Here is a 6,634-nt window from a genome sequence, read left to right as displayed (position 1 = left end):
CATCAGTTCACTCGGATCTATTTCTATTCCCTCTCTGGTATTTGTGCCACCTTACGTTCCTGGCCTCGCGCGGGTAGGTAGAGCGCTGCACCGATGATGCTTAAGGCACCGGCAGCAAGAATGGCGGCGGTGGTGCTTGTAGTTTCTGCAAGAGGACCGAGCACGAGAAGTCCAAGGCTTCGGGTGCCTCCCGCAATCATCGAGTTTATTGACAGGATGATGGTGCGGTTGCTCGGTCCAGCTTGTCGGTGCAGAAGTGTGTTGTGCATGGGGCCTGCAGCGCCATGCATTGTGTAAGTGAGCAGGAAAGCGGTGATCAAGCCGAGCGGGCCGATCATCAAGCCCATGGCGACGATGAACGCACCATTGAGCACGCGAGCCAGGAGAGCTGTCCAGGCAACGCCGATGCGACGTGAAGCGAAGCGCGCGATCACAGAACCGAGCGCAAACAGGCCCCAGGCTGCGGCTGATACAGGCCCCAGGAGCGTGCCGGCCTGGGTTTCTCCGCCGACCAATTCGGCAAGTCGAATGGGCATGAGCGTTTCAAATGCGATCATCCCTACCGACCAGAACACTTCAACGAGGACAAGTGCTAGCAGCACTCGTGAGGTGGTCAGCGTCCGGAGGCCATCCACCACGACGCGGGGTGTGCACATTACGGAGTCCATAGCGTGCCTCCAACGACCCGCGTGGGGCGGCAATCCTGGTTCCTGTACGAGGAGACCCGTGGCTACCAGGTGGAGGAGAAAGAGGGGAATGGCGCACCAATAGGGGAAACTGACCGCCGAAACGGAGGTCACAGGGTTCCAAGCGATGAGGCCACCCGAAATGAGAGCGCCGGCGGCGATAGCCAGGCCCATCGTGGCGCCTGCCTTGGCGAGCCCGTCCTCAATCAGCACGAGGGGATCAGATGCGCGGGCGGTGTCGACGTACCACGCTTCCAGGGGGCCGGAGTCGAGGGCGCGGAAGACTCCTTGCATGACCAGCGCGACAACGAACGCGGCAAAGGTATCCGCGAAGGCGAAGACTACAGCTGAGCCAATCGCAAAGATGGCCGAAACGAGAAGGATCGGGCGGCGCCCCAGGGCGTCTGCTAGACCACCGGTGGGTAGTTCCAGACCGAGGATGACGAAGCCTTGCACTGCGAAGATCACCCCGATCTGGGAGAGGCTCATCCCTCGTTCAAGAGGGATGAGAGTAGTCACCCCTATGGTTAGGCCGACCGGGAACCATCGTGTGCACGTCAGTAGCAGCAGAGAGCGTCGCGCCCGAAGGGCCGTCACGGTGTCATCGATTGTTCACCGTCTCGCGGGGGATCTTGCGCGTCGAGTGGGTAGAGCACCCGCCAGATTGACATGCGACGAGCCTGCGGGTCACTGTCGCCGGCAGACCGGTACCGGGCGACGACCTCATCGATTTCCATGCTCATCGCGCGAGCCTGCACCGCGGTGAGCGTCACAACATCATCGTCAGCACCCGCAGCGTCTCGCCAAGCGGTTGGCCAAGACTGCTCGGCGTCGAGCCAGGTCTCGAAGCCTCCGGCAAGACTAAGGATGTAATGGTGACGCAGCCAACTCAAATCCGCTTCCGCCGTCGTGTCGCCGACGAAATCGCTGGGATTGAATTCGTGGCTTGCCGTCGCCGCCCGCCACAGACGCCGCTTGCCCTTACCCTGGCCTGTATCCGTGACGAGGTGGACAGTCTCGAGCTTACGAAGATGGTAGGAAGTCGCTCCCGAATTCGATCCAAGTTCACAGGCAAGATTTGTTGCCGTCGCTGGACCGCCCGTCCGCAGCATCGATAGCAATCGCGCCCGGAGCGGATGCGCCAATACACGAAGCGATTCAGAGTCGAGGCGGACCCCTGTAGCTTTTTCCGAAGTGTTCGTCATGTATGCATAATACATGTGCACAATATTTCTGCATGGAGAATACCTTTTCCATCCGTCGGCGAGCACAATAGCAATCAGTTGGGCTGTCCCGGCATTCCCCAGCACCCGAGGCACCCTCACCATCTCTCGCGAAGCGCTCCAGCGCGCCCACTTTCCGGCATAGGCTCGAAGCATGCGCGCAACAGTGATTTATGGCGAACGGGATATCAGGCTCGACGAGGTCGCTGACCCCGTTCTTTCCACCGGAGGCGACGCCATCGTGCGAGTGGTTGCCGCCTGTGTGTGTGGCTCAGACCTGTGGCCGTATCGGGGTGTCACGCCGACGAACGAGCCGAAACGCATCGGCCATGAGTTCATCGGCATCGTCGAATCGGTCGGCCCCGACGTCACCACCATCTCTGTGGGCGACTTCGTCATCGCCCCCTTCTACGACTGCGACATGACCTGCGCGAACTGCCTCAACGGGATCAGCACGTCATGCCTGCACGGCGGTTGGTGGGGTTCGGATGACCGCCTCGGGGGTTTTGCGGATGGCGCCCAGGGTGAGCGCGTGCGGGTGCCGCATGCGGACGGATCGCTCGTCGCGACTCCGGGGCTCCCGGCCGACCACCTCATCCCCAGCCTGCTGACTCTTGCCGACGTGATGGGCACCGGGCACCACGCCGCCGTCTCGGCTGGCGTCACGAAGGGCAGCACCGTAGTCGTGGTCGGTGATGGAGCCGTCGGACTGTGCGCAGTGCTGGCAGCATCGCGCCTCGGGGCATCCCGAATCGTTGCGATGTCTCGCCACGCCGACCGGCAAGCGATCGCCCGCGAGTTTGGCGCCACCGACATCGTGGAGGAGCGCGGTGCCGAGGGAGTCGCTCGCGTCAAAGAACTCTTCGACGGAATCGGGCCGGATTGTGTGCTCGAGTGCGTCGGCACGATGGAGTCGATGGACCAGGCACTGCGCAGTGCCCGTCCAGGCGGAATGGTCGGTTACGTTGGCGCGCCCAGTGGGGGTTCCGAATTGCCCATCAGGTTGATGTTCGGCAACAACGTGGGCGCCAACGGTGGTGTCGCACCCGTGCGCAACTACATTGACGAGCTGCTGCCCGAGGTGCTGTCAGGCGCCATCAACCCGGGCCGGGTGTTCGACCTGGAGTTGCCCCTGGCCGAGGTCGCTGAGGCATATGCCGCAATGGATGAGCGTCGGGCGATAAAGGTGCTTTTGCGCCCCTGACGCCCACGGTCAGGCCTTCGGCTCGTTCTCTTTCAGCGGGATGCGAAGGTCGCCCAGCACCGCCATGGCTGCGCGCCCGATCGACACATTCCTGGTTCGTACCGCCTCGATTAACAGAGTTTGCGCCTCACCCAGGGCCTGGAAATCGATGTATTCGGGCAGGTGCAGGCTTCCGAGCCTGATGATGTGCACGACCGAGGTGATGGCACGCTGAAGGGCCAGATTTTTCGACTCGGGGGGAAGCCGACTGAAAAAGTCGAGGGTGGCCCGCGCGATCTCGTGCGGATTGAGCGTCGGCAAGGCCGCGGTGTACTGCTCGTTGTCCCGGATCATGGCGTTGAGCACTCGTGCATGCGCCCGCTCGACTACTTCGTTGACGAGCACGTAGTAGAGGGCGCGCCACACGATGAAGGCCTGCTCGGTCTGCTCGGGGGTGACGTCGGCGATTCTGGTGAATCTTCCCGGGGATGCCTCGATCAGCCCGATTTCGCGGAGTCGCTGGATGGCCTCGCGAACCGGGGTGCGCGATACCCCGAATTGCTCGGCGATCTCGCTATCGCTGATGTGCTGCCCGGGGAGAAGAGTGCCGTCATGGATGGCCGCCAGAACGCGATCGAACACCGTGGTGACGACTTTGCTCGTCGCAATGGATGCCGGCCCAGCTGCCGGTACCGTGGCGGGAACCGACGCCGACGCTGGCCCTCGCGGTGCGGTGCTCGAATCGGCCATTCCCGCATTGTATTCGGCTTGTCGCATATACGCGGCCTAATCGCTATCAGAAGGAGCAGTTGCGGGAACTTCTTACAGGAACATCGGCCGATCGTCGTCATCCTCAAGCTCAACTGCGAGATCGACGCTGACCGGGACGTGGTCGCTCGGGCCATCACCCTTTCGCTCCTCACGATGGATCCTGGGTTCTGACACGAGCGCGTCGAATTTCGTCGATCCCAAAATGAAGTCGATGCGCATCCCCTCGTTTCGCGGGAATCGCAACTGCTGGTAGTCCCAGTACGTGTAGCCCTCGATGCCTCGACTGCGCAGCGCATCGATCAGCCCTACAGAGCCGAACGCTGCGAAAGCGTCACGCTCGGGCTGGCTGATGTGGGTGCGGCCCTCAAATGCGGCGATGTCCCAGACATCGATGTCGAGTGGCGCGATATTGAAATCTCCCATGAGAGCAAGGGGCTGTTCTGGGTTTGCGGCCAGCCAACCGCGGGTTTCGTCGGCAAGTTTTGCCAGCCACTCGAGCTTGTAGGCATAGTGCGGATTGTCGAGTTCGCGACCATTGGGCACATACAGGCTCCACAATCGCACCCCACTCACGGTGACGCCCAGGGCTCGTGCTTCCTGGGGCAGTGAGCCGTCGTCGAGGGGCTTACCAAAGCCGGGGGCGCTTCTGAAGCCGATCGAAACGTCTTCCATCGGCAGGCGACTGGCGAACGCGACACCGTTCCATTGGCTCAACCCATGCAACTCGACCTCGTAGCCAGCCTCCGTGAATTGCTCGAACGGAAACTGTGAATCCTTACATTTGATCTCCTGCATCGCGAGCACGTCGACGTCTTCTCGAAGCATCCAATCCACCACCCTGCCCACTCGGGTTCGGATCGAATTCACATTCCAGGTGGCAACACGCATGCTCACACGCTAGCCGGAACCACGACCGTGTCTCCCCCTAACTGGGCCGCGACACCACCAGCTTGTGGCCAATATCGTGGGCACATGCCAGGAGATGATGGCCCTGGGGATGACGGCCCTGGGGATGACGACACGGTGGGGTCCACCCGCCGGGAAACCAGGCGAGCCGTGGCGATCTCCGTCGTCGCGCTCGCGGCAGTCGTCGGAGCAAGCGTGCTGCTGATCGTCGGCAACGTGGCTCGGTGACCGGGCCGATGACCGACTCGGTGATGTGGCTCGGTGACTGGGCCGATGATGGACAGCGCCCATAATCTGTGCGAGTCGGAATCCTGTGCAAATTGGAATCCTGTGCAAGTCGGTAGTGTGGGGCTGTGACCGACGCCAGGCAACAGCTCATCGACTTCATCTCCGCCGACGCGGTATTTCACGGCGACTTCACGCTCACCAGCGGGGCACAGGCGAGCTATTACGTTGACCTTCGCAGGGTGAGCCTCGACCACCGGGTCGCGCCCCTCATCGGACAGGTGATGCTTGATCTCATCGCTGGCGTTCCTGATGTTCGAGCCGTAGGCGGGATGACCATGGGGGCCGACCCCGTCGCCTCCGCCATCATGCACCAGGGTGCGGCACGCGGTCTCGCGTATGACTCATTCGTTGTGCGCAAAGAACCCAAGGATCACGGGCGGGGCAGGCAGGTCGAGGGCCCGGAACTCGCTGGCAAGCGAGTCATCGTGCTTGAAGACACCTCCACGACGGGTGGGTCGCCTCTTGCCGCCGTCGAAGCCCTGCTGAGGGTGGGCGCCGAAATCGCCGCGGTCGCCGTGGTCGTCGATCGTAATACCGGCGCGCGTGAGCGGATCGAAGCCGCCGGATACCCCTACCTCGCCGCCATCGGGTTGGCGGACCTGGGTCTTGCCCCGTGACAGGTACAGCTGACCTGGGTCTAGTCCGATGACTGACGGTAGCGACCAGGGCAGAGGATTTCGCTGGAACCTGAAGCCAGGCGGCGGTGAGGAGACTGCCGCTCCCGCGGCCGCCGACGGTGCCGCGCCCATCGTGTCGACGGAATCCGCAACGCCCCGTGCCACGGTGCCCGATAACCCCGCCGCTGACGCGCCCGATGAGTCCGCTGCGTCTAAGCCCGATAATGCCACCGCTTCCGCGCCCGATAATGCCGTCGCTTCTATGCCTGATAGTGACTGGGATGTGCCGACCGCCGCGTCGCCGGTGATCGCGCGAAGTGTGTTCCCGCTACCGCCGCCTGCGGGTGCTCCTGCGTTGTTGCCACCCCCGTATGTGCCGCCGCCATTGATCCCGCCGCCCTATGTTCCACCGCTCGACAGTTCGCTTCCGGGCGTGACGGAGGTGCTGGGCGCCCGCCTTCTCGGGCTCCCGGATTCGGCGATGGAGGGGCCAGAGACCACGGTGCCCGATACGTCAGACTTCGGGACGTCCGACATCGACGTGCTGTTCGGTGACGCGAAGTTCGTTGACTACAGCGCGCCGGCCGTTCCGGCCGACCCACCGACGACGGCGATGCCGCCACAGTATCTGCCGACGCCCATGTCCCGCCCGCCCATGTCCATGATGACCCGCCCTCCGCTGCCCATATCTCCCGCGACCGAGCTGCCGGCCACGACCGTCTTGTCCGCCGATTCGCTGTCTGCCGGGTCGCTGGCTGCGGGTTCGGCTTCTGCGCGTTCGATGCCTCAGATCTCGTCGTTGCCGTTCGACTCGCTGCCTCCACTGCCCGGGAATGCCCTTGCCCTCTCTGTTCCACCGAACCCAGTTTCGCCGAAGCCAGTGCCGGCACATGCGATGCCACGCCAGCAAAAGATTCTCCTGGGGGTGGCCGGGGGGCTTGTGGCGTTGCTGGCGCTCGT

Annotated in this window: 7 protein-coding genes and 1 pseudogene; 4 read left to right on the top strand and 4 right to left on the bottom strand. The window is 63.1% G+C overall.

Annotation, left to right across the window (positions count from 1 at the left end; genetic code table 11):
* Positions 1 to 23: 23 nt before the first annotated feature.
* Together RMN95_RS13460 and RMN95_RS13455 are read right to left on the bottom strand one after the other, a co-directional pair.
* A complete protein-coding gene (locus RMN95_RS13460) occupies positions 24 to 1,283 on the bottom strand; it encodes an MFS transporter (protein WP_309617419.1) in 1,260 nt (419 codons plus the stop codon).
* Positions 1,280 to 1,891 (bottom strand): helix-turn-helix domain-containing protein, encoded by a 612-nt coding sequence (locus RMN95_RS13455; RefSeq protein ID WP_309617418.1) that lies wholly within the window; start codon positions 1,889 to 1,891, stop codon positions 1,280 to 1,282. The genes RMN95_RS13460 and RMN95_RS13455 overlap by 4 nt, the downstream gene beginning before the upstream one ends.
* A 172-nt stretch (positions 1,892 to 2,063) precedes the next feature.
* On the opposite strand from RMN95_RS13455, the gene RMN95_RS13450 reads away from it, so the two are divergent.
* The gene (locus RMN95_RS13450) at positions 2,064 to 3,113 is read left to right on the top strand and encodes a zinc-dependent alcohol dehydrogenase family protein (RefSeq protein ID WP_309617417.1); all 1,050 of its coding nucleotides are present in this window, start codon (positions 2,064 to 2,066) and stop codon (positions 3,111 to 3,113) included.
* Positions 3,114 to 3,122: 9 nt separating this feature from the next.
* On the opposite strand, the gene RMN95_RS13445 is transcribed toward RMN95_RS13450, so the two are convergent.
* Positions 3,123 to 3,842, bottom strand: coding sequence for a GntR family transcriptional regulator (locus RMN95_RS13445; RefSeq protein ID WP_309617416.1), 720 nt, complete (start codon positions 3,840 to 3,842; stop codon positions 3,123 to 3,125).
* Between the two features lie 72 nt (positions 3,843 to 3,914).
* A complete protein-coding gene (locus tag RMN95_RS13440; RefSeq protein WP_309617415.1) occupies positions 3,915 to 4,751 on the bottom strand; it encodes an exodeoxyribonuclease III in 837 nt (278 codons plus the stop codon).
* 84 nt (positions 4,752 to 4,835) lie between these two features.
* Here RMN95_RS13440 and RMN95_RS13435 point away from each other — a divergent pair, with 84 nt between their 5' ends.
* The 3 genes and pseudogenes from RMN95_RS13435 to RMN95_RS13425 all read left to right on the top strand — a co-directional run.
* Complete coding sequence (locus RMN95_RS13435) at positions 4,836 to 4,997, top strand: hypothetical protein (RefSeq protein ID WP_309617414.1); 162 nt, start codon at positions 4,836 to 4,838, stop codon at positions 4,995 to 4,997.
* A gap of 125 nt (positions 4,998 to 5,122) precedes the next feature.
* Positions 5,123 to 5,674, top strand: coding sequence for an orotate phosphoribosyltransferase (pyrE, locus tag RMN95_RS13430; protein ID WP_309617413.1), 552 nt, complete (start codon positions 5,123 to 5,125; stop codon positions 5,672 to 5,674).
* Between the two features lie 28 nt (positions 5,675 to 5,702).
* Positions 5,703 to 6,634: pseudogene (locus RMN95_RS13425) on the top strand (hypothetical protein); the annotation flags it as partial.

The sequence above is a fragment of the Salinibacterium sp. genome (assembly GCF_031364185.1).
GTDB lineage: Bacteria > Actinomycetota > Actinomycetes > Actinomycetales > Microbacteriaceae > Rhodoglobus.
The sequence above is the reverse complement of the archived record's forward strand: the minus strand, read 5'-3'. Positions and strand labels throughout refer to the sequence as shown.

Bases quoted from the DNA above. Each gene is read 5' to 3' on its own strand.
- RMN95_RS13450 (WP_309617417.1), top strand. From the start codon at position 2,064: ATGCGCGCAACAGTGATTTATGGCGAACGGGATATCAGGCTCGACGAG.
- RMN95_RS13440 (WP_309617415.1), bottom strand. From the start codon at position 4,751: ATGCGTGTTGCCACCTGGAATGTGAATTCGATCCGAACCCGAGTGGGC.
- RMN95_RS13445 (WP_309617416.1), bottom strand. From the start codon at position 3,842: ATGGCCGATTCGAGCACCGCACCGCGAGGGCCAGCGTCGGCGTCGGTT.
- RMN95_RS13435 (WP_309617414.1), top strand. From the start codon at position 4,836: ATGCCAGGAGATGATGGCCCTGGGGATGACGGCCCTGGGGATGACGAC.
- RMN95_RS13455 (WP_309617418.1), bottom strand. From the start codon at position 1,891: ATGACGAACACTTCGGAAAAAGCTACAGGGGTCCGCCTCGACTCTGAA.